The sequence below is a fragment of the Streptomyces sp. NPDC052016 genome, assembly GCF_044548445.1.
Classification (GTDB): domain Bacteria; phylum Actinomycetota; class Actinomycetes; order Streptomycetales; family Streptomycetaceae; genus Streptomyces.
Window position 1 is genome coordinate 65,838 of the sequence record NZ_JBIUBX010000028.1, and the last position, 26,356, is coordinate 92,193.

27 protein-coding genes are annotated in these 26,356 nt (G+C 71.2%); 9 read left to right on the forward strand and 18 right to left on the reverse strand.

Annotated elements, in window-relative coordinates; all coding sequences use genetic code 11:
* Positions 1-107: 107 nt before the first annotated feature.
* From ftsH to dacB, 5 genes are all read right to left on the reverse strand, one after another.
* Positions 108-2,147, reverse strand: coding sequence for an ATP-dependent zinc metalloprotease FtsH (ftsH, locus tag ACIHAR_RS30745; protein ID WP_365461700.1), 2,040 nt, complete (start codon positions 2,145-2,147; stop codon positions 108-110).
* A gap of 183 nt (positions 2,148-2,330) precedes the next feature.
* The gene (gene hpt / locus ACIHAR_RS30750; protein ID WP_037681206.1) at positions 2,331-2,891 is read right to left on the reverse strand and encodes a hypoxanthine phosphoribosyltransferase; all 561 of its coding nucleotides are present in this window, start codon (positions 2,889-2,891) and stop codon (positions 2,331-2,333) included.
* A gap of 57 nt (positions 2,892-2,948) precedes the next feature.
* On the reverse strand, positions 2,949-3,986 hold the full coding sequence (gene tilS / locus ACIHAR_RS30755) for a tRNA lysidine(34) synthetase TilS (RefSeq protein ID WP_365461593.1): 1,038 nt from the start codon (positions 3,984-3,986) through the stop codon (positions 2,949-2,951).
* 224 nt (positions 3,987-4,210) lie between these two features.
* Entirely contained in the window at positions 4,211-5,341 is a 1,131-nt protein-coding gene (locus ACIHAR_RS30760) for a zinc-dependent metalloprotease (RefSeq protein WP_365461595.1), read from the reverse strand.
* 390 nt (positions 5,342-5,731) lie between these two features.
* Positions 5,732-7,333 carry a D-alanyl-D-alanine carboxypeptidase/D-alanyl-D-alanine-endopeptidase gene (gene dacB, locus ACIHAR_RS30765; RefSeq protein ID WP_365461702.1) on the reverse strand — a complete coding sequence of 534 codons (1,602 nt, stop codon included), beginning with the start codon at positions 7,331-7,333 and terminating at the stop codon, positions 5,732-5,734.
* Between the two features lie 124 nt (positions 7,334-7,457).
* On the opposite strand from dacB, the gene ACIHAR_RS30770 reads away from it, so the two are divergent.
* On the forward strand, positions 7,458-7,949 hold the full coding sequence (locus tag ACIHAR_RS30770; RefSeq protein WP_029381130.1) for an inorganic diphosphatase: 492 nt from the start codon (positions 7,458-7,460) through the stop codon (positions 7,947-7,949).
* 160 nt (positions 7,950-8,109) lie between these two features.
* A complete protein-coding gene (locus ACIHAR_RS30775; RefSeq protein ID WP_400022729.1) occupies positions 8,110-9,771 on the forward strand; it encodes a threonine/serine exporter ThrE family protein in 1,662 nt (553 codons plus the stop codon).
* A 118-nt stretch (positions 9,772-9,889) separates the two neighbouring features.
* On the opposite strand, the gene ACIHAR_RS30780 is transcribed toward ACIHAR_RS30775, so the two are convergent.
* Positions 9,890-10,831, reverse strand: a complete 942-nt coding sequence (locus ACIHAR_RS30780) for a VTT domain-containing protein (RefSeq protein ID WP_365461599.1) — start codon at positions 10,829-10,831, stop codon at positions 9,890-9,892.
* A gap of 132 nt (positions 10,832-10,963) precedes the next feature.
* Here ACIHAR_RS30780 and ACIHAR_RS30785 point away from each other — a divergent pair, with 132 nt between their 5' ends.
* Positions 10,964-11,329 (forward strand): YbjQ family protein, encoded by a 366-nt coding sequence (locus tag ACIHAR_RS30785; protein WP_365461601.1) that lies wholly within the window; start codon positions 10,964-10,966, stop codon positions 11,327-11,329.
* A 15-nt stretch (positions 11,330-11,344) separates the two neighbouring features.
* Here ACIHAR_RS30785 and ACIHAR_RS30790 read toward each other — a convergent pair whose 3' ends face one another.
* Positions 11,345-12,109 carry a MerR family transcriptional regulator gene (locus ACIHAR_RS30790; RefSeq protein WP_365461603.1) on the reverse strand — a complete coding sequence of 255 codons (765 nt, stop codon included), beginning with the start codon at positions 12,107-12,109 and terminating at the stop codon, positions 11,345-11,347.
* Positions 12,110-12,235: 126 nt separating this feature from the next.
* Here ACIHAR_RS30790 and ACIHAR_RS30795 point away from each other — a divergent pair, with 126 nt between their 5' ends.
* The gene (locus ACIHAR_RS30795) at positions 12,236-13,519 is read left to right on the forward strand and encodes an ion channel protein (RefSeq protein WP_400022765.1); all 1,284 of its coding nucleotides are present in this window, start codon (positions 12,236-12,238) and stop codon (positions 13,517-13,519) included.
* Between the two features lie 94 nt (positions 13,520-13,613).
* The gene (locus ACIHAR_RS30800; protein ID WP_365461607.1) at positions 13,614-15,011 is read left to right on the forward strand and encodes a glutamate decarboxylase; all 1,398 of its coding nucleotides are present in this window, start codon (positions 13,614-13,616) and stop codon (positions 15,009-15,011) included.
* A gap of 6 nt (positions 15,012-15,017) precedes the next feature.
* Here the strand turns inward: ACIHAR_RS30800 and ACIHAR_RS30805 are convergent, their stop codons facing one another.
* From ACIHAR_RS30805 to ACIHAR_RS30830, 6 genes are all read right to left on the reverse strand, one after another.
* The gene (locus ACIHAR_RS30805) at positions 15,018-15,779 is read right to left on the reverse strand and encodes an ABC transporter permease (RefSeq protein WP_365461609.1); all 762 of its coding nucleotides are present in this window, start codon (positions 15,777-15,779) and stop codon (positions 15,018-15,020) included.
* Positions 15,776-16,726: an ATP-binding cassette domain-containing protein gene (locus ACIHAR_RS30810; protein WP_400022730.1), complete on the reverse strand. Its 951-nt coding sequence runs from the start codon at positions 16,724-16,726 to the stop codon at positions 15,776-15,778. Before ACIHAR_RS30810 ends, ACIHAR_RS30805 begins: the two co-directional genes overlap by 4 nt.
* A gap of 73 nt (positions 16,727-16,799) precedes the next feature.
* A complete protein-coding gene (locus tag ACIHAR_RS30815; RefSeq protein ID WP_365461613.1) occupies positions 16,800-17,441 on the reverse strand; it encodes a PadR family transcriptional regulator in 642 nt (213 codons plus the stop codon).
* Between the two features lie 18 nt (positions 17,442-17,459).
* Positions 17,460-17,996 (reverse strand): DinB family protein, encoded by a 537-nt coding sequence (locus ACIHAR_RS30820; protein WP_400022731.1) that lies wholly within the window; start codon positions 17,994-17,996, stop codon positions 17,460-17,462.
* A gap of 293 nt (positions 17,997-18,289) precedes the next feature.
* Positions 18,290-19,750, reverse strand: a complete 1,461-nt coding sequence (locus tag ACIHAR_RS30825; protein ID WP_400022732.1) for an aldehyde dehydrogenase family protein — start codon at positions 19,748-19,750, stop codon at positions 18,290-18,292.
* 110 nt (positions 19,751-19,860) lie between these two features.
* Complete coding sequence (locus ACIHAR_RS30830) at positions 19,861-20,685, reverse strand: helix-turn-helix domain-containing protein (protein WP_384652172.1); 825 nt, start codon at positions 20,683-20,685, stop codon at positions 19,861-19,863.
* 375 nt (positions 20,686-21,060) lie between these two features.
* Here ACIHAR_RS30830 and ACIHAR_RS30835 point away from each other — a divergent pair, with 375 nt between their 5' ends.
* The gene (locus ACIHAR_RS30835) at positions 21,061-21,546 is read left to right on the forward strand and encodes an ATP-binding protein (RefSeq protein ID WP_365461619.1); all 486 of its coding nucleotides are present in this window, start codon (positions 21,061-21,063) and stop codon (positions 21,544-21,546) included.
* A 106-nt stretch (positions 21,547-21,652) separates the two neighbouring features.
* Here ACIHAR_RS30835 and ACIHAR_RS30840 read toward each other — a convergent pair whose 3' ends face one another.
* The 5 genes from ACIHAR_RS30840 to rpmG all read right to left on the reverse strand — a co-directional run bounded on the left by ACIHAR_RS30840 (position 21,653) and on the right by rpmG (position 24,526).
* Positions 21,653-21,913, reverse strand: a complete 261-nt coding sequence (locus tag ACIHAR_RS30840; protein ID WP_189943666.1) for a DUF397 domain-containing protein — start codon at positions 21,911-21,913, stop codon at positions 21,653-21,655.
* 762 nt (positions 21,914-22,675) lie between these two features.
* Positions 22,676-22,909 carry a 30S ribosomal protein S18 gene (gene rpsR, locus ACIHAR_RS30845; RefSeq protein WP_400022733.1) on the reverse strand — a complete coding sequence of 78 codons (234 nt, stop codon included), beginning with the start codon at positions 22,907-22,909 and terminating at the stop codon, positions 22,676-22,678.
* 4 nt (positions 22,910-22,913) lie between these two features.
* Positions 22,914-24,092: a GTP-binding protein gene (locus tag ACIHAR_RS30850; protein ID WP_365461623.1), complete on the reverse strand. Its 1,179-nt coding sequence runs from the start codon at positions 24,090-24,092 to the stop codon at positions 22,914-22,916.
* On the reverse strand, positions 24,089-24,352 hold the full coding sequence (locus ACIHAR_RS30855; RefSeq protein ID WP_365461625.1) for a type B 50S ribosomal protein L31: 264 nt from the start codon (positions 24,350-24,352) through the stop codon (positions 24,089-24,091). Before ACIHAR_RS30855 ends, ACIHAR_RS30850 begins: the two co-directional genes overlap by 4 nt.
* Before the next feature lie 9 nt (positions 24,353-24,361).
* The gene (gene rpmG / locus ACIHAR_RS30860; protein ID WP_003999141.1) at positions 24,362-24,526 is read right to left on the reverse strand and encodes a 50S ribosomal protein L33; all 165 of its coding nucleotides are present in this window, start codon (positions 24,524-24,526) and stop codon (positions 24,362-24,364) included.
* A 62-nt stretch (positions 24,527-24,588) separates the two neighbouring features.
* Here rpmG and rpmB point away from each other — a divergent pair, with 62 nt between their 5' ends.
* The 3 genes from rpmB (at position 24,589) to ACIHAR_RS30875 (ending at position 26,032) form a co-directional block, all read left to right on the forward strand.
* On the forward strand, positions 24,589-24,825 hold the full coding sequence (rpmB, locus tag ACIHAR_RS30865) for a 50S ribosomal protein L28 (RefSeq protein WP_218513959.1): 237 nt from the start codon (positions 24,589-24,591) through the stop codon (positions 24,823-24,825).
* Positions 24,826-24,989: 164 nt separating this feature from the next.
* Positions 24,990-25,295 carry a 30S ribosomal protein S14 gene (gene rpsN / locus ACIHAR_RS30870; RefSeq protein WP_400022734.1) on the forward strand — a complete coding sequence of 102 codons (306 nt, stop codon included), beginning with the start codon at positions 24,990-24,992 and terminating at the stop codon, positions 25,293-25,295.
* A 251-nt stretch (positions 25,296-25,546) separates the two neighbouring features.
* The gene (locus tag ACIHAR_RS30875; protein WP_400022766.1) at positions 25,547-26,032 is read left to right on the forward strand and encodes a hypothetical protein; all 486 of its coding nucleotides are present in this window, start codon (positions 25,547-25,549) and stop codon (positions 26,030-26,032) included.
* The last annotated feature ends 324 nt before the right edge of the window (positions 26,033-26,356 follow it).

The window sequence follows — 26,356 nt, forward strand, 5'->3', positions numbered from 1 at the left end:
ATCACGCGTGGTACCTGCGGCATGACAAGATGCCGCGCCCCCAGGCTAAAACCAGGGGGGCGCGGCATCCTATTCCGGGCCAGGCGGGGCCGTCGGGCCCCGGAGCGTCAGCTCTCGGGACGCTCCTCGGGGGTCGGCTCGGCCACCGGGGCGGGTTCCGTCACGGTGGACTTGGCGGTGGTGATCGCCGGAGTCGCGCCGTTGGCACCGTTGGTCAGTGCGAGCTCCTTGGGGGAGAGCACCGGCGGGCGGGTGGACGGCGTGCGCCGCGAGGAGCCGGTCCAGGCGGGGCGCGGCGGGCGCTTGACGATCGGGGCGAAGATCTCGGCGATCTCCTCCTTGCCGAGCGTCTCCTTCTCCAGCAGCTGGAGCACCAGGTTGTCGAGGACGTCGCGGTTCTCGACCAGGATCTCCCAGGCCTCGTTGTGCGCGTTCTCGATGAGCTTCTTGACCTCTTCGTCGACCAGCGCTGCGACCTCTTCCGAGTAGTCGCGCTGGTGGGCCATCTCACGTCCGAGGAAGGGCTCGGTGTTGTCGCCGCCGAACTTGATGGCGCCGAGACGCTCGGTCATGCCGTACTGGGTGACCATCGCGCGGGCCGTGGCGGTGGCCTTCTCGATGTCGTTCGCGGCGCCCGTGGTCGGGTCGTGGAAGACCAGTTCCTCGGCCGCCCGGCCGCCCAGCATGTAGGCAAGCTGGTCGAGCATCTCATTGCGCGTGGTCGAGTACTTGTCCTCGTCCGGCAGCACCATCGTGTAGCCGAGGGCGCGCCCGCGGGACAGGATCGTGATCTTGTGGACCGGGTCGGAATTGGGAGAGGCCGCCGCGACCAGGGCGTGACCGCCCTCGTGGTACGCGGTGATCTTCTTCTCCTTGTCGGACATGATCCGGGTCCGCTTCTGCGGGCCCGCCACGACGCGGTCGATGGCCTCGTCCAGCATCTGGTTGTCGATCAGCTTCTTGTCGGAGCGGGCCGTCAGCAGCGCCGCCTCGTTCAGCACGTTCGACAGGTCCGCGCCGGTGAAGCCGGGCGTACGGCGGGCGACCGCCGAGAGGTCGACGTCGGGCGCGACCGGCTTGCCCTTCTGGTGGACCTTGAGGATCTCCAGACGGCCCTGCATGTCCGGGCGGTCGACCGCGATCTGGCGGTCGAAGCGGCCGGGGCGCAGCAGCGCCGGGTCGAGGATGTCGGGCCGGTTCGTGGCGGCGATGAGGATCACACCGCCCTTGACGTCGAAGCCGTCCATCTCGACGAGCAGCTGGTTCAGCGTCTGCTCGCGCTCGTCGTGACCACCGCCGAGGCCGGCGCCGCGGTGGCGGCCGACCGCGTCGATCTCGTCGACGAAGACGATCGCCGGGGCGTTCGCCTTGGCCTGCTCGAAGAGGTCACGGACTCGGGAGGCACCGACACCGACGAACATCTCGACGAAGTCGGAACCGGAGATCGAATAGAAGGGGACGCCCGCCTCGCCGGCGACGGCGCGCGCGAGCAGGGTCTTGCCGGTGCCGGGAGGCCCGTAGAGCAGGACGCCCTTGGGGATCTTGGCGCCGACGGCCTGGAACTTCGCCGGTTCCTGCAGGAACTCCTTGATCTCCTGAAGCTCCTCGACGGCCTCGTCCGAGCCCGCGACGTCCGCGAACGTCGTCTTCGGGGTGTCCTTGGTGATGAGCTTGGCCTTGGACTTCCCGAAGTTCATCACCCGGGAGCCGCCGCCCTGCATCTGGTTCATCAGGAACAGGAAGACGACCACGATGAGGACGAAGGGGAGCAGGGAGAGCAGGATGCCCACGATGGGGTTCTGCTTGGACGGCGACACGGTGTAGCCGTCGGTGATCTGCTTGTCCTGGTACTTGGTCTGCAGCGTGTTGGCGATGGTCACGCCCTGGTCGCCGATGTAGCTCGCCTGGATCTTCGAGCTGCCCTCGACCTTTTCGCCGTCCTTGAGCGTGACCTTGATGGTCTGCTCGTCACCGGTGGTGAGCTTGGCCGACTCGACCTTGTTGTCGTTGATCGCTGCGACGACCTGGCCGGTGTCCACCGTCTTGTAGCCGCCGGACGAGCCGACGACCTGCATCAACACGACCACGGCAAGGACGGCCAGCACGATCCACATGACCGGCCCACGGAAGTATCGCTTCACGTCCATCCATACGGAGCGGTGCCGCCCCGTCCCTCCTGCCATAGTGAGTTTGATAAAGACAGTTCTTCTGACGGTACCCCAGCATTGCCGCCCGAAGCCGCACGGGAAGGCCGGGGAACCCGTCTGCATGCTTCAACGGTGCGAAACCCGCTGGGGTTCCCGATCGTCTCTCAAGGGAGCTCTTGTGGCTCAGCCGCCGTAGACGTGGGGCGCGAGCGTACCGACGAACGGGAGGTTGCGGTACTTCTCGGCGTAGTCGAGGCCGTAGCCCACGACGAACTCGTTGGGGATGTCGAAACCGACCCACTCCACGTCGATGGCGACCTTGGCGGCCTCGGGCTTGCGCAGCAGCGTGCACACCTTGAGGGAGGCGGGCTCGCGCGAGCCGAGGTTGGAGAGCAGCCACGACAGGGTCAGGCCGGAGTCGATGATGTCCTCGACGATGAGGACGTGCTTGCCCTTGATGTCGGTGTCGAGGTCCTTGAGGATCCGCACGACACCCGAGGACTGGGTGCCCGCGCCGTAGGAGGACACGGCCATCCAGTCCATGGTGACGGGGGTGGACAGCGCCCGGGCGAGGTCCGCCATGACCATCACGGCGCCCTTGAGGACACCGACGATCAGCAGGTCCTTGCCCGCGTACTCCGCGTCGATCTTCGCCGCCAGCTCGGCCAGCTTCGCGTCGATCTCTTCCTTGGTGATGAGCACCTGCTTGAGGTCGGCACCCATGTCTTTCGCGTCCACCCGCATCACTTTCGGTCGTCCCACCGGCCGGCCGGCCCTCCGCGCGTTCCCGGGGGTCCGGATTCAGCCTTGCCGAATCACCAGTCTGCCACCCTGACGCTGGGCGACGACTTTGCCGGGGAGATTGATGGCTCCCTGACCGCGCCAGCCGGTGATCAGCCGGTCGACCTCCTCGATGTGCCGGGCGAACAGCGAACCGGCCGGGGCGCCGGCCTCGATGGCGGCGCGGCGCAGGATGCGGCGGCGTACGGCGGGCGGGAGCGCGTAGAGCTTGGCGCACTCCAGGAGGCCGGCGGAGTCCCGTACGGCGGCCTCGGCCTGACGGGCCCAGGAGTCGAGGGCGTCGGCGTCGTCGCGGGAGAGCTGGGCCGTGCGGGCGAGGGCCTCGACGACGCCCTTGCCGAGGGCCTTCTCCAGGGCGGGCAGACCCTCGTGGCGCAGCCGGGAGCGCGTGTAGGCCGGGTCCGCGTTGTGCGGGTCGTCCCACACGGGCAGGGACTGGACCATGCACGCCTTGCGGGCGGTCTGCCGGTCGAGTGCGAGGAAGGGGCGGCGGTAACGGCCACCGGCCCCCGAGACCGCGGCCATTCCGGACAGGGAGCGGATGCCGGAGCCGCGGGCGAGGCCGAGGAGGACGGTCTCCGCCTGGTCGTCGCGGGTGTGGCCGAGCAGGACGGCGGCGGCGCCGTGACGGTCGGCGGCGGCGTCGAGGGCGGCGTAGCGCGCGTCGCGGGCGGCGGCCTCGGGTCCGCCTTCACGGCCGACGGTCACGGCGGTGGACTCGACGGGGTCGAGGCCGAGTTCGCGCAGGCGCAGGACGACTTCCTCGGCGCGCAGGTCGGAGCCGGGCTGCAGACCGTGGTCGACGGTGATGCCGCCGGCCCGGATGCCGAGCTTGGGGGCTTCGAAGGCGAGGGCGGAGGCGAGCGCCATGGAGTCGGCGCCGCCGGAGCATGCCACGAGCACGAGCGGCGCAGCCGGGCGCTCGTGCGAGGGGACGCTCGGGGAGGCGTCGGAGGTGCTCGTGTGTTCGGTGAGGAGGTCGTGGAGGACGCGGCGGACCGCCAGGCGTATCGCCGCGACCGCAGGATGGGGACCCATGTCCGGTTCCCTTCATGAAGTTTTCGGGGGTGAGCCCGAGGTCGGTCACGCAGAGTGTGTAGATGGTGACAGAACCGGGCCGTTCCCCGAGCATTGCACGCCTGTGAGGGCCTCACGGTCCCTCGGACGGGTGATTGAAGGGGCGTTCGCGTGCCGTCGGCCGGATTCGGTTCACGGCGGGGGATCACGAGGGATCACGACGGAACACGAGGGAGCGTTCGGGTTCACGACTCGGCCTTGCGGTGCACCCGTGCGACCCAGTCCGCCGGTTTGGCGATCTCGGCCTTGGTGGGGAGCGTGTTGGGGGAGGTCCACACACGGTTGAAGCCGTCCATGCCGACCTGGTCGACGACCGCCCGCACGAAGCGCTCGCCGTCCTTGTACTGCCTGAGTTTGGCGTCCAGGCCCAGCAGCTTGCGCAGGGCCATGTCCAGGCGGGACGCGCCCCTGGCGCGGCGCTGCTGGAACTTCTCCCGGATCTCGGAGACGGTCGGTACGACGTCCGGGCCCACGCCGTCCATCACGAAGTCGGCGTGGCCCTCCAGGAGGGACATCACGGCGGTGAGGCGGGCGAGGATCTCGCGCTGGGCGGGGCTCTGCACCAGTTCGACCAGGGAGTGGCCGCCGTCGTCCTCCTCGCCCTCGGGGCGGCCGCCGGCGAGGGACTGGGCGGCTTCCCGGACGCGTTCCAGGAAGGTCATGGGGTCGACGTCGGTCTCCGCCAAGAACGACTGGATTTCACCCTCAAGGTGGTCGCGCAGCCAGGGCACCGCGGAGAACTGCGTGCGGTGGGTCTCCTCGTGCAGGCAGACCCAGAGGCGGAAGTCGTGGGGGTCGACGTCCAGTTCGCGCTCCACGTGGACGATGTTCGGCGCCACGAGGAGGAGGCGGCCGCCGCCGTCGGCGCCTGCGGGCAGGTCGCGGGTGGGCGGGGCGAAGGTCTCGTACTGGCCGAGGACGCGGGAGGCCAGGAACGACAGCAGCATGCCGAGTTCCACGCCGGTGACCTTGCCGCCGAAGGCGCCGAGGACCGCGCCGCCGGGGCCGTTGCCCCGGCGTTCCTGCATCTTGTCGAGGAGGGGTTTGAGGATCTCGCGGAAGCCGGCGACGTTCGCCCGGATCCAGCCGGGGCGGTCGACGACGAGGACGGGCGTGTCGTGGGTCTCGTCGGTCCCCAGACGAGTGAAGCCCCGGACGTGTTCCTCCGAGGCCTTGGCGTGCCGGCGTAGTTCCGCGACGACGGCGCGGGCCTCGTCGCGGCTCACCTCGGGGCCCGGCCGTACGAGCCGGGTCGCGGTCGCGACCGCGAGATTCCAGTCGACCATCCCGGAAGAGGCACCACCGATGCTCGTCATGTGTCAACCGTACGTGAGCGGTGGCCCTGGGGGCAGGTCGCGGGGGGTCGGTGGGGGATGCGTCAGGGTTGGGGGTGGGGGGAGGGTCCGGTCGGTGGGCGGTGTTCGGGGGGCGCTGGGGTTGGTGCGGGGTGGGCGGGGGTCGGCCCGGTGGGTGGTGCTGTTCGGCGCCCGGCGTCGGTGCCGGGGGTGGGTCGCGCAGCCCGGCGCCGACGGGGTGCCGCCGCGCCCACCCGTGCCGCCCCAGGCGGCACGAATGCCCGCGGTTGTACGGGTCCGGCGCGCCCGAACACGGCTGCGCCGCCCGCGGATCGAGGGCCCGAGTGCGCCCGAACTCGCGCTGTGCCGCCCGTGGATCGACGGCCCGAGTGGGTGCGTGGTGGTCCTGGGTTATCGGCAGCCGCAGGCTGCCAGGGCTGTCGCTGTGCGGTCCAGGGCCGACTGGGCTGCCGCGGGGTCGGTGGTGTCGGAGGTGAGGACCGCGAAGGACAGGAGGCGGCCGTCCTGGTCGACGACGGTGCCGGCCAGGGTGTTGACGCCGGTCAGGGTGCCGGTCTTGGCGCGGACGATGCCGGCCGCGCCCTCGGTGTAGCGGGTGCTGAGGGTGCCGGTGAAGCCGGCGACGGGGAGGCCGGTGAGGGCGGGGCGCAGGTCGGGGCGGGCGGGGTCGGCGGCCTTGGCCAGGAGGGCCGCCAGGAAGTCCGCGGTCAGGCGGTCCCCGCGGTCGAGTCCGCTGCCGTCCCTGAACTCGACGCCGGTCATGGGCAGGCCGAGCGCGGCCAGTTGGTTGTGGATCGCCTGGCCGCCGCCGGCGAAGTCGGCGGGTACGCCGGTCGCGATGGCCGTCTGGCGGGCGAGGGCCTCGGCGATGTCGTTGTCGCTGTTGGTCAGCATGCGTTCGACCAGGGTGGAGAGGGGAGGGGAGGAGACCGTGGCCAGGGTCTCGGCGCGCGTGGTGGCCTTGGACGGGCCGGGGGGTGTGGTCTGCACGCCGTGCTCCCGCAGGAAGTGCGCGAAGCGGCTCGCCGCGTCCGCCGCCGGGTCCGGTACGCGGGTGACGGGACCGCTGGTCGAGTCGTCCGTGCGGCCCTCGTCGGCGGTGAGCGGGGTGACGCGGGCGAGGTTCGGGTTGACCCCGATGGGGTGAATCTCGGAACCGGCGTACAGGGTGGTGTCGTAGGAGAGCGTGGCCTGGGTGACGCCGCGTTGCTTCAGGGCCGCGGCGGTCGAGGCGGCGAGGGTGCGCAGGTCGGCGAGGCCCCCGGGGTCCGCGCGGGCGGTGAGGGTGGGGTCGCCGCCACCGACGAGGACGACTTCCGTGGTGTCGGGTTCCAGCGCGACGCGGGTGGTGATGCGGTGGTCGGGCCCCATCGCGGAGAGCGCGGCGACCGCGGTGGCGATCTTGGTGGTGGAGGCCGGGGTGAGCGCCTCGTCGGCTCCCATGCCGTACAGGCGCTCGCCGGTGGCCACGTCGACGACCGCGGCCGTGCGGCGGGCGCCGAGGGCGGGGTCGGCGAGGAGGGGGTCCAGGACGCGGGCGAGGGCGGAGGTCTCCGGGGCGGACTTCACGGTGGTCGTGGTGCCGCCGAGGCCGGTGAGGACGGGGGCCGCGCTGGGGGCGGGGCGCGGCTCGCCGGCCGCCGCGTCGGACGTATCGGACCCTTCGGTCGCGCGGTCGTGATCTGCGCCACCCGTCCGCTCCAGTGCGGCGGCCCGGTGGCGCTCGGCCGTACGCTGACCGGTGGAGTCCCAGGGGCCGGCGGCGGTCGCCACGCCGACGGCCAGCGCCAGTCCGGCGGTCGCCGCACCCGCGGAGTACTGCCAGGTCCGGCCGGTCTTCGGCCTCGTGACACGCGTGAGCTGCGGTTTCGCCGCCTGCGTGAGCCGTGCGACCCGCGGCTTCGCGGCCGCCGCGGCGCGCGCCAGACGGGGCCGTACGATCCCTGCGGCCCGTGCCAGACGCGGTCGTACGGCGTTCGCGGCCCGCACCACGTGCGGTCTCGCGGCTCGCCAAGGCCTCAGCTCTGGCACGACCACCAGCCCCTTTCGCGATCACACACCTGCGTGAGGGACACTTAATCACCAGAACTATGTGCTGATCATGGAGGAGCCACCGGTGGAGTTCGACGTCACGATCGAGATCCCGAAGGGTTCGCGGAACAAGTACGAGGTGGACCACGAGACCGGTCGGATCCGCCTGGACCGTCGACTCTTCACCTCGACCGCCTACCCGACCGACTACGGCTTCGTCGAGAACACCCTCGGCGAGGACGGCGACCCGCTGGACGCGCTGGTCATCCTGGACGAGCCGACCTTCCCGGGCTGCCTCATCCGCTGCCGCGCGATCGGCATGTTCCGTATGACGGACGAGGCGGGCGGCGACGACAAGCTGCTGTGCGTCCCGGCGACGGACCCGCGCGTGGAGCACCTGCGCGACATCCACCACGTGTCGGAGTTCGACCGTCTGGAGATCCAGCACTTCTTCGAGGTCTACAAGGACCTGGAGCCCGGCAAGTCCGTCGAGGGCGCCAACTGGGTGGGCCGCACCGACGCCGAGGCCGAGATCGAGCGGTCGTACAAGCGCTTCAAGGAGCAGGGCGGTCACTGACCCGCTGTGAGCGAGGGCCGCACGCGCGCGCGTGCGGCCCTTTGCCATGTCCGCGTCCCCTGTCCGCGTGCACCGGCCCGCGGCGGCACTCCAGGCATAGGTCCGCCGCGTCCGCGCATACTGAGGCTTACGGAATGTGTCGTTCAGGGAGCGTTGCTCAGTGACGGAGGCGGAGAACCGCACACCACGGTCGGACGAGGCGCGTGGCACGTTCGATCCCGAGGTCACCTCCGAGTTCGCGATTCCCGAGGGGCTGGCCGTCCCGCGGACGGGAGGCGAGTCGGAGACCACGTCGGAGTTCGCCGTCCCGGAGGGCCTGGACGCCCCGCAGCCGGTCCCGGGCGAGCCCGAGGGGTCGGCTTTCAGTCCGCCGAGCACGTACAGCGCCCGACAGGCCCCGGCCGCGTTCACGCCCGCCGAGGGCTTTCCCGTGGTCAGTCTGACCAAGGACGTGCCCTGGCAGGACCGGATGCGCACGATGCTGCGCATGCCGGTGGCCGAGCGGCCGGCGCCGGAGCGGGTCCCCAAGGCGGAGGAGGGCGGTCCGGCCGTCCCGCGCGTGCTGGACCTGACCCTGCGCATCGGCGAGCTGCTGCTCGCGGGCGGTGAGGGCGCCGAGGACGTGGAGGCCGCGATGTTCGCGGTCTGCCGCTCCTACGGGCTCGACCGGTGCGAGCCGAACGTCACCTTCACACTGCTGTCGATCTCCTACCAGCCGTCCCTGGTGGAGGACCCGGTGACGGCGTCGCGGACCGTGCGGCGCCGGGGCACCGACTACACGCGGCTGGCGGCCGTGTTCCAGCTCGTCGACGACCTCAGCGACCCGGAGACGCACCTCTCCCTGGAGGAGGCCTACCGGCGGCTGGCGGAGATCCGGCGCAACCGGCACCCCTACCCCACCTGGGTGCTGACCTCGGCGAGCGGGCTGCTCGCGGGCGCGGCCTCGGTGCTCGTCGGCGGTGACGTCGTCGTGTTCGTGGCCGCCGCGCTCGGCGCGATGCTGGGTGACCGGCTGGCCTGGCTGTGCGCGGGGCGCGGGCTGCCGGAGTTCTACCAGTTCCTGGTCGCGGCGATGCCGCCGGCCGCGATGGGGGTCGCGCTGACGCTGGCGCACGTCGACGTGAAGGCGTCCGCGGTCATCACCGGTGGTCTGTTCGCGCTGCTGCCCGGACGAGCGCTGGTCGCGGGCGTCCAGGACGGTCTGACCGGCTTCTACATCACCGCGGCGGCGCGTCTTCTGGAGGTCACGTACTTCTTCGTGGGCATCGTCGTCGGGGTGCTGGTGATGCTCTACCTCGGTGTGCAGCTCGGCGCGCACCTCAATCCCGACGCCGCGCTGGGGATCACCGAGCGGCCGCTGTGGCAGATCGGCGCGTCGATGCTGCTGTCGCTGACCTTCGCGGTCCTGCTCCAGCAGGAGCGGTCCACCGTGCTGGCCGTGACGCTGAACGGCGGTGTCGCCTGGTCGGTGTACGGCGCGATGCACTACGCCGGAGGGATCTCGCCGGTGGCCTCCACGGCGGTCGCCGCGGGCGTGGTCGGGCTGTTCGGCCAGCTGCTGTCGCGGTACCGCTTCGTGTCGGCGCTGCCCTACACGACCGCGGCGATCGGGCCCCTGCTGCCGGGTTCCGCGACCTACTTCGGGCTGCTGGCGATCGCGCAGAACGAGGTCGACGCCGGACTGGTGTCGTTGAGCAAGGCCGCGGCGCTGGCCATGGCCATCGCCATCGGGGTGAACCTGGGGTCGGAGATCTCGCGGCTGTTCCTGCGGATCGGGTCGCCCGAGAAGAGGCGGGCCGCCAAGCGGACACGGGGCTTCTGACGCGGGCGCCGTCCGGCTCGGCACGCTCCTCGACGGCGGCCGCCAGTTCGTCGTGGCCGGCCGCGGCCACGCGGCGGAGCCGCACGTCGATGCGGCTCCGCGTCCTCCGGGGCTCGGTCTAGTAACCCTGGTTGTACGGGTACTGGCCGTTCTGGTGCTGCTGGCCGCCGTACGGCTGCTGCTGGGGCTGCCAGTCCTGCTGGGGGTACGGCTGCTGCTGCGGGTACCGCTGCTGCTGCTGGGGGTACGGCTGCTGCTCCGGGTACGGCTGCTGCTGGTCGTACTGTCCGCCGTAGGAGTCCTGGTGGTAGCCGTCCTGGTCCTGGCGGGCGCCGTACGGCTCGTGCTGGTCGATGCGGCGGAGCTGGGTCGTGGCGTCGTCCATGACGGGAGCGTGGGCCTCGGAGCGGGCCGGGGCCGCGGACCGCTCCGCCGCCGCGCGCTTCTTCTTACCGCGCTCGCGGAGGTACTCGACGATGATCGGGACGACGGAGACGAACACGATCACGATGAGGATCGCCTCGACGTTCGTCTTGATGAACTCGATCTGGCCGAGCCAGTACCCCGCGAGGGTGACACCCGTGCCCCAGGCGACACCGCCGATGATGTTGTACGACAGGAAGGTGCGGTACTTCATGCTGCCGGCGCCCGCGACGATGGGCGCGAAGGTACGCACGATGGGCACGAACCGGGCGAGGACGATCGCCTTGGGGCCGTACTTCTCCATGAACTCGTGGGCCTTCTCCAGGTTCTCCTGTTTGAAGAGCTTGGAGTTGGGCCGGTTGAACAGCTTCGGGCCGAGGAACTTGCCGATCATGTAGCCCACTTGGTCGCCGACGACGGCGGCGATCACGATGAGGGTGCAGACCAGCCACAGGGGCTGGCTGATGTACTGCCCCTCGGCCACGAAGAGGCCCGCCGTGAACAGCAGTGAGTCGCCGGGGAGGAAGGCGAAGAGGCCGGACTCGGCGAAGACGATCAGCAGGATGCCGGGCAGGCTGAAGGTCTCGATCAGGTAGTCCGGGCTGAGCCACTCGGGGCCTAGCGCAAGCGTGGTCACGGGGATGTGGCTCCTGCTGTGGGGTACGGGGTGGGGGCTGGCTGCCCAAACGTATCAACGCTGCCGCCCGGCCCCAGGTTCCATGGGGCTCCCCAGGATGCACTGTGCCCTTTCCCGGGGAAACCTGTGGGCATGGGAATCGAGGACTACGGCGGTGGGCAGGGCCCTCGGCCGGACGTACTGGTCGTCACCACGAACGACGTACCCGGACACCGCGTCGAGCAGGTCATCGGCGAGGTCTTCGGCCTCACCGTGCGCTCGCGGCACCTGGGGAGCCAGATCGGCGCGGGGCTGAAGTCGATGATCGGCGGTGAGCTCAAGGGCCTCACCAAGACGCTGGTCGAGACCCGCAGCCAGGCCATGGAGCGTCTGGTCGAGCAGGCACGCGCGCGTGGCGCCAACGCCGTGCTGGCGTTCCGCTTCGACGTGACGGAGGCCGCGGACGTGGGCACCGAGGTGTGCGCGTACGGGACGGCGGTGGTCCTGGCCCGGGAGTGACTCCGGGCCGGGACCTCACGACGCCGTGTGCCGGGCCGCGTTGGCGGAGATCGCCTCCTTCAGGTGCTCGGCGAGGCCCGGGCGCATGGAGTCGTAGAACGCCTTGAAGCGCTCGTCGGCGACGTACATCTCGCCGAGGCACCGGTGCAGCTCGTACGAGCACTCGTAGAACCACCCGCAGATGTGCTGCCGGTGCTCCTCGGCCAGGTCCATGGCCGCCTCTCCGGTCGGCGGTTCACCGGCGGCCATCAGGGCGCCGTAGCGTTCGCTCCAGGAGGCCACCTCGGCCTGCATGCGCTTCCAGTCGTCCTTGGTGTAGCTCGCGGCCCGGCGCTGCGACTCGGCGTACTCGTTCGTGCCGCCCCAGCGCTGTTCGGCCTCCTCCGCGTACTGCTCGGGGTCCTTGTCGCCGAAGACCTCGAAGCGCTCCTCGGGGGTCAGGTTGATGCCCATCGTGCGTGCCTCCATGGCGTGTTCCACGGCCGCGGCCATCTTCCGCAGTTTCTCGATCCGGGCGGTCAGCAGTTCGTGCTGCCGGCGCAGGTGCGCGCGCGGGTCGGCGTCCGGGTCGTCGAGCAGGGCCGCGACCTCGTCGAGCGGGAAGCCGAGCTCCCGGTAGAACAGGATCTGCTGCAGCCGGTCGAGGTCGGTGTCGCCGTAGCGCCGGTGACCCGCGGGGCTGCGCTCGCTCGGGACGAGCAGGCCGATGTCGTCGTAGTGGTGCAGGGTCCGCACCGTGACTCCGGCGAAGCCGGCCACCTGTCCGACGGAGTAGCTCACTTCGTCCGCTCCTTTCTCGGTACGCGCTCCACAGTGGGACCTCACGTGACGTGAGGTGCAAGCCCGTTTCCCCGCGGGGCCGCCCTTCGGGGTGTTGTGTCGGGTTTGTCCACTTATCGTGAGCTGGTGGCCCAGGACACCGCGCGACAGTCGACCCCCGCTCCGGCGACCCCGGCACGCGCCCTGTTGCCGTTGGTCCTGCCCGCCCTGGCCGTCGGGGTGGCGGCGAGTCTTCTTCTGGTGCTGGTGGACGCGGCGGCCGAGGGGTTGCAGGACGCGCTGTGGGGGGCCCTGCCGGACGCGCTGGGCGTGGGCAGGTACTCGGTGCCGTGGATGCTGGTCGTGCTCACCGCGACGGGGGTCCTGGTCGGACTCGTGGTGTGGAAGGCGCCGGGGCACGCGGGGCCCGATCCGGCCACCATGGGGCTGGACGCACCGGTGCTGCCGCCCCTCGTCCTGCCGGGGCTGCTGCTGGCGACCGTCCTGATGCTGGCCGGCGGGCCGAGTCTGGGCCCGGAGAACCCGATCATCGCCGTCAACGTGGGACTCGCCTACTGGCTGGGCCGACGGCTGCTGCCCCGGATGCCGGGCCCGGTGTGGCCGGTGCTGGCGGAGGCGGCGACGATCGGCGCGCTGTTCGGGACGCCGGTGGCGGCGGCGCTGCTGATCTCCGAGGCGCTGGCGGGGCGGCAGAGCAAGGGGCCGCTGTGGGACCAGGTCTTCGCCCCGCTCGTCGCCGCGGCGGCCGGCTCGATGACGGCCACCCTGGCGGCCCACCCCTCCTTCGATCTCGGCCTGCCCCCCTTCGGGAGCCCGGACGCGGGCGACGTGCTGGCGGCGATGGTGATCGCGTCGGCGGGCGCGCTGCTCACCCTGGGCGCCGTGCGGGCCTTCCCGTACGTCCACGGCGCGTTCGCGCGGCTGCGGCACCCGATGCTGATGTTGCCGGCCGGCGGGCTCGTCCTGGGGCTGCTCGGGGCCCTGGGCGGCCATCTGACGCTCTTCAAAGGGCTGGCGGAGGTCGGGGAGCTGGCCCGCGATCCCGACGGCTGGACGGCCGGGGAGTTCGCGACGATGACGGTGGTGAAGCTGGCCGCGCTGCTCGTCGCCGCGTCCTGCGGCTTCCGGGGCGGGCGGATCTTCCCGGCCGTGTTCGTCGGCGCCGCGCTCGGTCTCACCGCGCACGCGCTCGTGCCGGCGGTGCATCCGGCGGTCGGGGTGGCGGCGGGCGTGCTCGGGGCGCTCCTCGCCATCACCCGGCAGGGCTGGGTGAGCCTGTTCGTCGCCGCCGTCCTGGTCTCCTCCCCCACCGTCATCGCGCTGCTGTGCATCGCCTCGCTGCCGGCCTGGCTGCTGGTGACGGGGCGGCCGCAGATGCAGTTGAGGGAGGACGGGACATCCGTCCGTTGAGCGCGATGGGCTCCCTTCTGCACATCATGGGTCCCTCGGGGTCTCTTATCGACCATTTCGTCCGAGCCTTCCTTCGTCCCCGGGAGTGACGTCCATGCCGTTGCACAAGGGTCCCGAGCGCGCGGAGCGCCCCCTGTCCGTCAACCCCTTCTACGGTTCGGCGGACCCGGTGGGCGGCATGACCGACGCGCCGCCCAAGCACCGTCTGCCGGACGCTCCGACGCCGCCGTCGACGGCGTACCAGCTCGTGCACGACGAGCTGATGCTGGACGGCAACGCGCGTCTGAACCTGGCCACGTTCGTCACGACGTGGATGGAGCCGCAGGCCGGGGTGCTGATGGCGGAGTGCCGGGACAAGAACATGATCGACAAGGACGAGTACCCGCGCACCGCCGAACTGGAGCGGCGCTGTGTGGCGATGCTGGCCGACCTGTGGCACGCGCCGGATCCGTCGGCGGCCGTGGGATGTTCCACCACCGGGTCGAGCGAGGCGTGCATGCTCGCCGGGATGGCCCTCAAGCGGCGCTGGAGCGCGCGGAACGCCGGCGGCACCGCCCGGCCCAACCTGGTCATGGGCGTCAACGTGCAGGTCTGCTGGGAGAAGTTCTGCACCTTCTGGGAGGTGGAGTCCCGTCAGGTCCCCATGGAGGGTGACCGCTTCCATCTCGACCCGCAGGCCGCCGCCGAGCTGTGCGACGAGGACACCATCGGGGTCGTGGGCATCCTCGGCTCCACCTTCGACGGCTCCTACGAGCCGATCGCGGACCTGTGCGCGGCCCTGGACGCCCTCCAGGAGCGCACCGGCCTCGACGTCCCCGTGCACGTGGACGCCGCGTCCGGCGGGATGGTCGCGCCCTTCCTCGACGAGGACCTGGTGTGGGACTTCCGCCTCGCGCGCGTGGCGTCGATCAACACGTCGGGGCACAAGTACGGGCTGGTCTACCCCGGGGTCGGCTGGGCGCTGTGGCGCGACCAGGAGGCCCTGCCCGAGGAACTCGTCTTCCGCGTCAACTACCTCGGCGGCGACATGCCGACCTTCGCGCTGAACTTCTCGCGCCCCGGGGCCCAGGTCGTCGCGCAGTACTACACGTTCCTGCGGCTGGGCCGCGAGGGCTACCGGGCCGTGCAGCAGTCCACGCGCGACGTCGCCCGGCACCTCGCCGACCGGGTGGCGGAACTGGGCGACTTCCGGCTGCTGACCCGGGGCGACGAACTGCCCGTCTTCGCCTTCACCACGGCCCCTGAGGTCGAGGCGTACGACGTCTTCGACGTCTCCCGGCGGCTGCGCGAGGGCGGCTGGCTGGTGCCCGCGTACACCTTCCCGCCGCGGCGCGAGGACCTGTCCGTCCTGCGGGTCGTGTGCCGCAACGGCTTCTCGTCCGACCTGGCCGACCTGTTCGTGGAGGACCTGACCCGGCTGCTGCCGGAACTCCGCCGCCAGCCGCGCCCGCTGACGCGCGACCGGGCGGCGGCGACCGGGTTCCACCACTAGGGGGTGTCAGCGGCTGAGGCGGGCGAACCTCCGTACCGCGAGAGGGAAGAACACCGCGAGCAGCACCAGCGGCCAGATGAGCGCCGCTGCCACGTGCCCGGACTCCGCGCCCGGGGTGCCGAACAGATCCCGTACGGCGCTCGCCGTACGGGACATGGGGTTCCACTCGACGACCGTGCCCAGCCAGTCGGGCATGGACTCGGGCGTGGCCAGCGCGTTGGAGAGGAAGCCGACCGGCCAGACCAGGATCTGCACGGCCTGCACCATCTCGGGTTTCCCGGCCACCAGCGCCAGGTGGATGCCGATCCACAGCATCGCGAACCGGAACAGCAGCAGGAGCCCTACGGCGCCCAGGAAGGCGGCCGGGCCGCCGTGAGCGCGCCAGCCGAGCGCGTACCCCACCGCGATCAGCACCGTCAGCGCCAGCGCCGACTGGAGCATGTCGGCGGCCGAACGGCCCACCAGCACGGCCCCGTCCGCCATGGGCATCGAGCGGAAGCGGTCGATGACCCCCTTGTTGAGGTCCTGGGTGACGGCGATCATCGTGCCCTCCAGGCCGAAGGCCATGGTGAGCGCCAGCATGCCGGGAACCAGGTAACCGATGTAGGCGCCCTCGAGGCCCCGGCCGCCGCCGATGAGGTAGCCGAACATCAGCAGCAGCATCACCGGGAAGAACAGGTTGACGGCCACCGGGACCGGCTGCCGCCCCCAGCGGGCGAGTTCGCGGCGGGTCATGGTCCAGGAGTCGGTCAGCGCGTAGGTGGTCACACGGTCTCCTTCACTCGGCGGTCCCCTCCGGTGAGGTGCAGGAACACCTCGTCCAGCGTCGGGCGGCGCAGGGCGACGTCCTCCGCCTCGATACCGGCCTCCTCCAGGGCGCGCACGACGCCGGTGAGAGCGGCCATGCGGTCGGTGACCGGGGCACTGAGCAGTCGGCGGTCCGGGTCCACGGAGACACCGGCCAGCGGCAACAGGACGACGGCCGCCCCGAGTTGACCGGCGTCGCGCAGGACCACGTCGACGCGGTCGCCGCCGACGGCCGCCTTCAGCTCGTCCGCCGAGCCCTGAGCGATGACCCGGCCGGCGTCGACGACCGAGATGCGGTCGGCGAGCTGGTCGGCCTCCTCCAGGTACTGGGTGGTGAGCAGGACCGTCGTACCGCCGCCGGCCAGGGAGCGGACCGCGCTCCACACCTCGGCGCGGCCCCGCGGGTCGAGACCCGTGGTCGGTTCGTCCAGGAAGAGCACCTCCGGCTCGGTGATCAGGGACGCCGCCAGATCCAGGCGGCGTCGCATGCCGCCGCTGTACTGCCGCACGGGCTTGCGGCCGGTGTCGGTGAGGTCGAAACGGCCGAGGAGCTCGTCGGCACGGGCGCGTGCCCGTCGCGCACCCAGGTGGTGCAGGCGGCCGAACAGCTCCAGGTTCTGCCGGCCGCCGAGCTCCTCGTCGAGCGCCGCGTGCTGGCCGAGCAGGCCGATGCGCCGACGTACGGCGTACGCCTCCCGCACCACGTCGTGCCCGGCCACCTCGATCCGGCCCGCGTCGGGCCGCAGCAGGGTGGACAGGATCCGGACCAGGGTGGTCTTGCCCGCGCCGTTCGGGCCGAGCACCCCGTGCACCGTGCCGCGCGCGACCCGCAGGTCGAGCCCGTCCAGTGCGTGTTTCTCGCCGTACTTCTTGCGTGCGCCTTCGACGGTGATCGCCGGGTCGGCCACTGGGACTCCCTCGCTAGTCAAACTTGACTACCCGCGCGAAGGTATCCCCGCGCTCCGCCTTAGTCAAACTTGATTAGCGGTCGTCCCCGGGATGCCGCTCCCCCGTGGCGTACGGGTTCTCCTGGCCCTCGGCCAGCACGCCGACGAACGGTTCGCCCTCGTCGGCGAAGGTGTAGGCGCCGCCCTCGACGCGCTCGACGAGGCCGTGGGTCCACTCGGCCTCGGAGTCCGCCGTGTGGACCCACATGTTCATGATCTCCCCGATGTGGCCGAGTTGTTCGGGTCCGTCCTCGGGCACGTAGTGCTCGAGGACCGCGGCCCTCCATTCCTCGATCCGCCGGATCCGCTCCTTCAGGAGCGCCACCGCCTCGGCCCTCGGCAGGTCCACCAGGAAGCCGATGGCCGCCGTCTTCACGTCACCGCGCTGGTCGTACGTGACGAGCGCGTCGCGCAGCAGGGCGAAGTACTCCTCGGTGCCCTTCCCGGTGAGCTCGTACTCCGTGCGCGGCGGCCCGCCGACCGTGGACGGGGCGACCTCGTGCGCGTGCAGCAGCCCCTGCTTCGCCATCTGCTTCAGGGCGTGGTAGATGGAGCCGGGCTTGGCGTGGGACCACTCGTGCGCGCCCCAGTACTCCAGATCGTTGCGCACCTGGTAGCCGTGGGCCCGCCCGTGCATGCGGACCGCGCCGAGCACGAGGAGACGGATCGCTGACATGCGGTCCAGGTTAGGACCTCACTTTTCGGCGAGCGCCACCAGCTCGAACGCCGTCTTCCCGTCCAGGGACTCGCGGATGATGTCGGCGTGCCCGGCGTGCCGGGCGGTCTCGCGGATCAGGTGCAGCACCAGCCAGCGCATCGAGACGCGACCCTCCGGGGGGAACCACGGCTGGTCCGGCAGCGCGAACGTGTCGTCGAGACTGGGCACCGACCGGACGAAGTCCTCGGTCCCGGCGGCGACCTTCTCCCAGTACGCGAGCTGGGAGGCGACGGTCTCGCCGTCGGTCAGGACGAAGCACTCGTGCCAGTTCGACGCGTCGCGCCGGACGGCCGGCTCCTCGCCCCTGGCCCGGGCCACCCAGCCCTGCTCGACCTCGGCCACATGCTTGACCAGCCCGGCGAGGGACAGCTGGCTGGCGTCGGGCCGGCTCGACGCCTGCTCATCGGTCAGCCCGAGCACCGCCCGCCGGATGCCGCCGCGCTGCTCGTCCAGGAACGCGAGCAACGCTCCCCGCTCGTCGCCCTGCGCCTCGGCTCGCACGTGAGTGACCATGACGGCCGCCTTTCCTCGGAATCGGCTCCTGTTGCCTGACACCGAGGACGCTACGGACCCTTGCGGTCAGGTTCTGTCCGCAAGGGTCCGGGCGCGGCAAGAGGGCCGGAAAAAGGTCCGATGCGACCAGAGCCGGGGTGCGAGCCGGGACCGGGATCCCGCCCAGAGCCGGGGCGCGCCCGAGACCAGAAGGGACCCGGGGACCGAAAGGGACCCCTGGGACCGAAAGGGACCCCGACGACCCAAAGGGACCCCGGGGACCAAGGACCCCGGAGACCAGAGGACCCCGGAGATTAGAAGGGGAAGCCGCTGCGACCGTGCTGGATCGAGATCCACTTCGTCGTGGTGAACGCCTCCAGCGTCGTCTCGCCGTTCAGGCGGCCGACTCCCGAGTTCTTCTCACCGCCGAACGGCACCAGGGGCTCGTCGTGGACGGTGCCGTCGTTGACGTGAAACATGCCGGTGTCGATCTGCTGCGCGAAGCGGACGCCGCGCTCGATGTCGCCGGTGTGGACCGCGCCGCTGAGGCCGTACGGGGTGTCGTTGACGAGGCGGACGGCCTCCTCCTCGCCGTCGAAGGGGATGAGGAGGACGACGGGGCCGAAGAGCTCCTGGCGCAGCAGGGGCGACTCGGCGGGGACGTCCGTCAGGACGGAGGGCTCGACGAGGTTGCCGGTGGTCGCGCCCCGGAGCAGCGCCGTCGCGCCTTCGGCGAGGGCCTGGTCCACCGCGGCGGACAGGGACTCCGCCTGCGAGGAGTTGATGACCGGGCCGATCACCGTCTCCGGGTCGCGCGGGTCGCCGGCCTTCAGCGACCGCACCTTGGCGACGAACTTCTCGGTGAACTCGTCGGCGATCGAACGGTCGACCAGGACCCGGTTGGCGGCCATGCAGACCTGGCCCTGGTGGACGAAGCGGCTGAAGACGGCCGCGTCGACCGCGTAGTCGACGTCGGCGTCGTCGAGGACGACGAGGGCGCTGTTGCCGCCCAGTTCCAGGACGCTGCGCTTGAAGTGGGCGGCGCAGACCGTGGCCACGTGGCGGCCGACCTTGTCGGAGCCGGTGAAGGAGATGACCCGCGGGACGGGGTGCTCGATGAAGGCGTCACCGATCTCGGCCACGTCGGTGAGGACGACGTTGAGCAGGCCTGCGGGCAGGCCAGCGTCCTCGAAGAGCTTCGCGACCAGCGTGCCGCCGACGATCGGGGTGTCCTGGTGGGGCTTGAGGACGACCGCGTTGCCGAGCGCCAGGGCGGGCGCGACGGACTTCAGCGACAGCAGGAAGGGGAAGTTGAAGGGGCTGATCACGCCGACGACGCCCACCGGCACGCGGTAGAGGCGGTTCTCCTTGCCGTCGACCGGCGAGGGGATGATCCGTCCCTCGGGGCGCAGCGCCAGGTGGATCGACTCGCGGAGGAACTCCTTGGCGAGGTGGAGCTCGAAGGCGGCCTTCAGACCGGTGCCGCCGAGCTCGGCGATGATCGCCTCGGTGATCTCCTGCTCGCGCTCCTCGACGAGGCGCAGCACCTTCTCGAAGACGGACCGGCGGGCGTAGGAGTTGGTCGCGGCCCAGGCCTTCTGGGCGCGGGCGGCGGCCCGGTAGGCCTGATCTATCTCGTCGACCGTGGCTATGGTGATCGAGGCCAGCTTCTCGCCGTCGTGGGGGTTGAGGTCGATGATGTCCCAGGAGCCGGTCCCCGGGCGCCACTCACCGTCGATGTACTGCTGGGCCAGGTCGGTGAAGTAGGACGACATGTGATCCCTCAATCCCCTGCGCTGCGATCGACGTCACGATCTGATCACACGTCATCGTACGGGTGTCGAACAGGAGTTGGGGGGTTCCTGGAGTTACTCGAGGGCAACTTCTAGGACAGCTGGAGCAGACCGCGCAGCAGGTGCCGGCTCTCCTCGGGGCCGGGACTGTCCTTCTGGAGCTCCTTCAACGCCTGTTCGTACTGGGCGACGTCCTCGCGCTTGTCCAGATAGAGGGCGCTGGTGAGCTGTTCCAGGTAGACGACGTCCGACAGGTCGGACTCCGGGAAGCTCAGGATGGTGAAGGCGCCGCTCTCCCCGGAGTGCCCGCCGAAGCTGAACGGCATGACCTGCAGCCGCACGTTGGGGCGTTCGGAGATGTCGATCAGGTGCTGGAGCTGCCCGCGCATCACCTCACGGTCGCCGTACGGCCGGCGCAGGGCGGCCTCGTCGAGGACGATGTGGAAGTCGGGGGCGTTCTCGGCCACGAGGTACTTCTGCCGCTCCAGGCGCAGTGCCACCCGCCGGTCGATGTCGGCCGCGCTCGCGCCCTTCATGCCGCGCTCCACCACCGCGTGCGCGTACGCCTCCGTCTGCAGCAGTCCGTGCACGAACTGGACCTCGTACGCGCGGATCAGCGAGGCCGCGCCCTCCAGACCGACGTACGTGGGGAACCAGTTGGGGAGCACGTCCGAGTAGCTGTGCCACCACCCGGCCACGTTGGCCTCGCGGGCGAGGGAGACGAGCGACTGGCGCTCGGTGTCGTCCGTGATGCCGTACAGCGTCAACAGGTCTTCCACGTCACGCGTCTTGAAGCTCACCCGGCCCAGCTCCATACGGCTGATCTTCGACTCCGAGGCGCGGATCGAGTAGCCCGCCGCCTCGCGCGTGATGCCGCGGGCCTCACGCAGTCGCCGTAGTTGCGAACCGAGCAGCATCCGCCGCACCACCGATCCGGGCTCTCCCGCGCTCACGTTCGCCAGCCTCCCCAACCGTCCTCAGGGCCCGCAGTCTGCCACTAAAACACTCCGAGCAGTACTCGTCCGATTACACAGACGGAAAGAAGCCAAAGGATACGCGCAGAGGGCTGCGAGGGAAGAGTGAGGAGAAAGCAAGAGAAGCGCCCTGGAACGGCGAGAAGATGGCGGAAAAAATGGCCAAGAAGCGGTACGGGCGGGTCCATTTCGGTCACGTGCACGTGCATCTGCCCTTGCATCTGCTCTGCGCATCGGAAACCATGGTCCCGCGCCACCGCTGCATCGCAACGACCGCGAATCCCGGGAGTGCCTCGCATGGGGACGAATGGATCGACCATGCTCGAGCCGTTACGGCAGGGCCTTCCGCCGCTTGATCCCGCGGCCGTCTCGAACGCGGCCTCCTGCGCTCTGCCCGCCCGCTTCGAAGCGGTGCGCGAGGCACGGCAGTTCGCCCGCAGAACGCTCGGACAGTGGGACGTGGGCGACCGCTTCGACGACATCTGTCTGGTCGTCTCCGAACTGGTGACCAACGCGCTGCGGCACGGACTCTCGCCCGACGCGACCCCGTGCGCCGCGGGCGAGCAGCACCCACCGGTGCGGCTGCACCTGATGCGGTGGACCGAGCGGCTGGTGTGCGCGGTGCGCGACCCCAGCCACGACAGCCCGCTGCCGCGCGAGGCGGACGACTTCGCCGCGGAGTCCGGACGCGGCCTGTTCCTGGTCGACTCCTTCGCCGACGGCTGGGGCTGGCACCCGCTCGCCGGCGGCCTGGGCGGCAAGGTCGTCTGGGCGCTGTTCCGGCTGCGCACGGCCGCGGAATGACGTACCGCGGCACCTTGTGGTGCCGCGGTTCTACGCGCGTTGCGACCGTTCTCTCACGCTTTCGCCGGATATCTCCCGAGGCGCCGCGCGACGGGGCCGGCGGGCGTCAGCTCGCGATCAGGTGGTCGAACTCGCCGTCCTTGATGCCCAGCAGCATGGCCTCGATCTCGGCCCGCGTGTAGACGAGCGCGGGACCGTCCGGGAAGCGCGAGTTGCGCACGGCGACGTCCCCGCCGGGGAGCCGCGCGAACTCGACGCAGGAACCCTGTGAGTTGCTGTGCCGGCTCTTCTGCCAGGCAACCCCGGACAACTGTGTGGCCGCCATGCCGTTGTACACGTCGTGCCCCCCGTCAACGTCGTGGTCCACAGGTCGCTCCCTGCTGATGCACTGGCTCGTGTGGCCATTGGTGCCGTGGTCAACTGTTCCGGATCATAACCCTGTTCACATGCAGATGCAGGAGCAAATGCACGTGCACGCAGGGTCCTTGTGCGGTTACAGCTTTGACGTCCGCTTTACCGAACCGTTCGGCCGTCCGAGCCCCTCGCGAGTGAGCCCCGCAGCCCGCGGCGCGGCGACAACCGGTGCCCGTGGGTGGCCTGTGGTACCGGCGGCCGCGCGAGGTAGTCCGGATCGAACCACTCGTGCACAGGGAGAGACGCACCGGGGGGCGTTCGTGTTCCGTCATCGCGAACACGGTTCGGCGGGGCGACACCGCGTGAGCGCTCGGGGAAGAAGCGGAACCGGGCCCGCCTGGGCGGACGCCCGCCGTCCGCTCGGTACGGCCGACCGGGCACGGGCAACCGGGGACGGGCCTCCGACTCGGAGCCGTATACCCTCCGCGCCCGCCCCCGCGTCCCGCGCGAACAGGCCGGGACCGCCGTCGTGCCGGACGGGCCGTGACAAGCCGTCGCCCCCGTGGACGACGGTGGGACCGTCCACGGGGGCGAGAGGAGACTCGGCTCCGTGCCCTGGCAGGGCACCGGCAGCGGACTGAGACGCGCCTGCGGCGACCGGTCGGCCACAGCAGACAGCCGGCGTAATTTCGCTCATGCGATCGATGGGCAGCGTGTACGACATCGGCGGCCACGTCCGTACGGACGTGGCCGATCCGCGCCCATGCCGTCGGCGTCAGCGGCTGCCGTACGGCAGGAGCGCCATCTCTCGGGCGTTCTTGATCGCGCGGGCCAGCCGGCGCTGCTGCCGGGCCGAGACCCGGGTGACCCGGCGGCTGCGGATCTTGCCCCGGTCGGAGACGAACTTCCGCAGCAGGTCGGTGTCCTTGTAGTCGATGTAGGTGATCCCGGCCTGGTCCAGCGGGTTGGGCCGGTTCTTGGCGGGCTTGCGGTCGATCGTGCGCGGCATGGGGTCAGATCTCCAGGAGGGTGTCGAAGGCGGGCGGCAGTCGCCTCCAGGCGTCGCGCCCGGCGGCGTACTCCGCGTCGGTGAGCAGGCAGGACTCCAGCAGCCGTTCGAGGCCGTCCCGGTCGAGGCCGGGGGATGTGAAGACCAGGTGCTGGCAGCGGTCGCCGTGCTCGGGATGCCAGTCCAGCGCGGCGGCGGCGCGGCGCACGGGCGGGACCATGTCCCATGCCGCGTCGGGGAGGGAGGCCAGCCACGGCCCGGCCGACTCCACGCACAGCGCCCCGCCGGCCGCGTCCCAGTGGAGCAGCACGTCGGGCTTGTCGGCGAGCCAGAACCTGCCCCGGCTGCGGGCGGCGGCGCAGGTCAGGTCCTCCAGGGCCGCGTACAGCCGCTCCGGGTGGAAGGGGCGGCGGCGGTGCCAGACGAGCGTGGAGACGCCGTGCGCGTCGGCCTCGGCGGGCAGCAGCGCGCAGGCCGGGTGCTGGGCGGCGGCGGCCGCCTCCACGTCGAATCCGGCGAGGGCGGCCGTGGTCAGCGGGGAGGGGGCGCCGGGGGCCGGCGCCGTCCCGCCCGCCGGATCCGCCGGGTGGCCGCCCGGGACGGGGATCCGGCGGGCCGTCGGATGGAGCTGGGCCAGCAGCTCGTGGTCTTCCTCGTCCGCCTCCGGGGAGTCGACGACGGCCAGGACCGGGGCGTACTCCAGCTGGCGGGCGAAGGTGTCGGCGATGGTCCGCTGATCGGTGGCGGCCGCGGCGAGACCGGCTTCCGCGAGGTCGTCGCCGTTGGCGAGATACGGCAGGAGGAGCGCCGGGTCGACGGCGGTGATCACGCCGGTGACGGTGAGGCCGCCGCCGGCGACCACCTCGGCCATGGCCTTGGGTTCGACGGAGTCCCACAGCTCGACGACCGCGAGCCGGGTGGTGCCGTCGTCGGCGAGGCGGCGCAGCTCGGGCACGAGGTCCTCGCGCAGGGCGCAGCAGGCGCAGTCGTTGACCAGGGGCGCCTCGCCGGCCGAGAGGACACCGGTGGCGTCCCGGACCGTACGCACGACCGTGCCCGCCGTGGCCGTCGCGAGGTCGTGGTGGAGGACGACACTGCCGGGCACGTCGGCGAGCAGGCGCGCGACGGTCGCCCGGCGGGCCTCGGTGTGCAGCCCGCCGACGATCACCACCGACAGGCTCACGCCCTGCCCTGCTTTCCGTACCGGCGCTCGAAGCGCTCCACGCGGCCGGCCGTGTCCATGACGCGGGCGGTACCGGTGTAGAAGGGGTGGCTGACGTTCGAGATCTCGACGTCCACGACCGGGTAGGTGTTGCCGTCCTCCCACTCGATCGTCTTCCCGCTCGTCGTGGCGGACAGGGTCGAGCGGGTGAGGAAGGCGTAACCGGCGGCGCGGTCCCGGAAGACGACGGGACCGTAGGCGGGGTGGATTCCCTTGCGCATGGCGGTGGGTCAGCGCTCCTCTCGGAAGTCGACGTGACGGCCGACGACGGGGTCGTACTTGCGCAGGGTCATACGGTCCGGGTCGTTCCGGCGGTTCTTGCGGGTGACGTACGTGTAGCCGGTTCCCGCCGTGGAGCGGAGCTTGATGACCGGGCGCAGTTCGTTGCGAGCCATGCTGCTATCTTACTGAAAATGAATTCCATTAGCAGCAACGCCCGAGGAGAGGTACGTCACCCGTGTCCGCACACTGCATGCTGACCGGCGCCCAGCCCGGTTTCGGCAACCGCATCTCCCACTCCCACCGGCGCACCTCGCGCCGCTTCGACCCGAACATCCAGTCCAAGCGGTACTGGCTGCCCAGCGAGGGCCGGTACGTGCGGCTTCGGCTGAGCGCGAAGGGGATCAAGACGGTCGACACCATCGGCGTCGAGGCGGCCGTGGCCCGGATCCGCGCGCGCGGAGTGAAGGTCTGAGCGGGGCGGAGTCCGCGTGGGGTGATGTCCGCGCGGGGTGGAGTCCGCGCGGCCCGGGTGGAGTCCGCGGGGGCTGGAGTCCGCGCGGTGAACGTCCGAGCGGGCTGAGGGGCCGAGCGGACTGAGGGTCCGAGCCGAGTGAAGGGTTGAAGGGGAGAAGGCCGATGGCGAAGAAGAGCAAGATCGCGAAGAACGGGAAGCGGCAGGAGGTCGTGGCGCGGTACGCCGAGCGGCGGGCCGAGCTGAAGGAGATCATCCGGCGGCCGTCGACTCCGGAGGCCGAGCGGCTGGCGGCACAGCAGGAGCTGCGCAGGCAGCCACGGGACGCCAGCGCCACACGCGTGCGCAACCGGGACCAGGTGGACGGGCGGCCGCGGGGCTACCTCCGGGCGTTCGGGCTGTCGCGGGTGAGCCTGCGGGAGCAGGCGCACGCGGGGTATCTGCCGGGGGTGCGCAAGGGGTCCTGGTGAGGGCGCGGGCGGCGTCCCGTCGAGGGGCGGAACGGGCCTGGTAGGGGGCGTGGGGTTCTTCGCCGGGCGGCGTTGCGGGGCTGGTCGTCGGGGCGGGGCGGACTGTAGCTTGCTGCGGTCCTTCCGGCCGACCGGGCCGTCCGGCTACCGCTTGGGAGCTAGCAGTGACCACGGCGAACTTCTCGCGCCCCTCGCCCGCCTCGCGCCCGTCGCCTCTGTCGCGTCCCGCGCGCGGGGCGTCCCGCCGGCCGGTGCGGGTCGCCGCCGCCGTCGCCGCGGCGCTGGCGGGCGCGCTCGCGCTGACCGCGTGCAGCGACGACGGCGGCTCGGACGACGGCGCGCCGGCCACGCCGAGTGCGACGTCGAGCGCGGGCACCGGGGGCGCCACCGGCGGCTCGCCCGCGGCTTCCGCATCCGCCTCCGGCGAGTTGGAGGGGAGCTGGCTCGCCACCACGGACGGCAAGGCCGTCGCCCTCATCATCACCGGTGCGCAGGCCGCCCTCTTCGCCACCGGTGGGACGGTGTGCAGCGGGACCGCCGGGGAGGAGGCGGACATGCGGATGATCCGCCTCGACTGCACGACGGGGAACAAGGACCGCACGACCGGCATGGTCGACTCCGTCGACGCGAACACCCTGCAGGTCACCTGGGAAGGCGGCGCCGGCAAGGAGACCTACACCAAGGCGGAGAGCGGGCAGTGGCCGTCGGGGCTGCCGACTGCGGGCCTGGGGTCGTAGCCGGCGGACGTCGTGAGGCGCGACGGCGTGATGCGCGACGCGTGACGCGGCCACGCGTCACGAAGCGACAACGCCAGGCGGAACGACGTCACAGGTCCCCACGTCACGGGTCCTTACGTCACGCGTCACGGTTCGCCACGCCAAGGGTCGCTACGTCACGCATCACGCGTTACGACTCACGGTCACGCGTCAGGTGAGGGGCGCCGGGACGTGGTGACGCCTGATGTGTGGCGTCGTGACGTGCGGATGCCACGAGCCGGAGTCGTCGCCGACGCGGGAAGGTGGGGGCGCGCAGCGGTTCCGGGCGATCGTGCGTGATGATCC

Excerpts from the sequence above, each read along its gene's own strand:
- ftsH (WP_365461700.1), bottom strand. The coding sequence starts at position 2,147 with ATGGACGTGAAGCGATACTTCCGTGGGCCGGTCATGTGGATCGTGCTG.
- hpt (WP_037681206.1), bottom strand. The coding sequence starts at position 2,891 with ATGCGGGTGGACGCGAAAGACATGGGTGCCGACCTCAAGCAGGTGCTC.
- tilS (WP_365461593.1), bottom strand. The coding sequence starts at position 3,986 with ATGGGTCCCCATCCTGCGGTCGCGGCGATACGCCTGGCGGTCCGCCGC.
- ACIHAR_RS30760 (WP_365461595.1), bottom strand. The coding sequence starts at position 5,341 with ATGACGAGCATCGGTGGTGCCTCTTCCGGGATGGTCGACTGGAATCTC.
- ACIHAR_RS30785 (WP_365461601.1), top strand. The coding sequence starts at position 10,964 with ATGGGAATCGAGGACTACGGCGGTGGGCAGGGCCCTCGGCCGGACGTA.
- ACIHAR_RS30800 (WP_365461607.1), top strand. The coding sequence starts at position 13,614 with ATGCCGTTGCACAAGGGTCCCGAGCGCGCGGAGCGCCCCCTGTCCGTC.
- ACIHAR_RS30815 (WP_365461613.1), bottom strand. The coding sequence starts at position 17,441 with ATGTCAGCGATCCGTCTCCTCGTGCTCGGCGCGGTCCGCATGCACGGG.
- ACIHAR_RS30820 (WP_400022731.1), bottom strand. The coding sequence starts at position 17,996 with ATGGTCACTCACGTGCGAGCCGAGGCGCAGGGCGACGAGCGGGGAGCG.
- ACIHAR_RS30825 (WP_400022732.1), bottom strand. The coding sequence starts at position 19,750 with ATGTCGTCCTACTTCACCGACCTGGCCCAGCAGTACATCGACGGTGAG.
- ACIHAR_RS30830 (WP_384652172.1), bottom strand. The coding sequence starts at position 20,685 with ATGCTGCTCGGTTCGCAACTACGGCGACTGCGTGAGGCCCGCGGCATC.
- ACIHAR_RS30835 (WP_365461619.1), top strand. The coding sequence starts at position 21,061 with ATGCTCGAGCCGTTACGGCAGGGCCTTCCGCCGCTTGATCCCGCGGCC.
- rpsR (WP_400022733.1), bottom strand. The coding sequence starts at position 22,909 with ATGCCGCGCACGATCGACCGCAAGCCCGCCAAGAACCGGCCCAACCCG.
- ACIHAR_RS30855 (WP_365461625.1), bottom strand. The coding sequence starts at position 24,352 with ATGCGCAAGGGAATCCACCCCGCCTACGGTCCCGTCGTCTTCCGGGAC.
- rpmG (WP_003999141.1), bottom strand. The coding sequence starts at position 24,526 with ATGGCTCGCAACGAACTGCGCCCGGTCATCAAGCTCCGCTCCACGGCG.
- rpsN (WP_400022734.1), top strand. The coding sequence starts at position 24,990 with ATGGCGAAGAAGAGCAAGATCGCGAAGAACGGGAAGCGGCAGGAGGTC.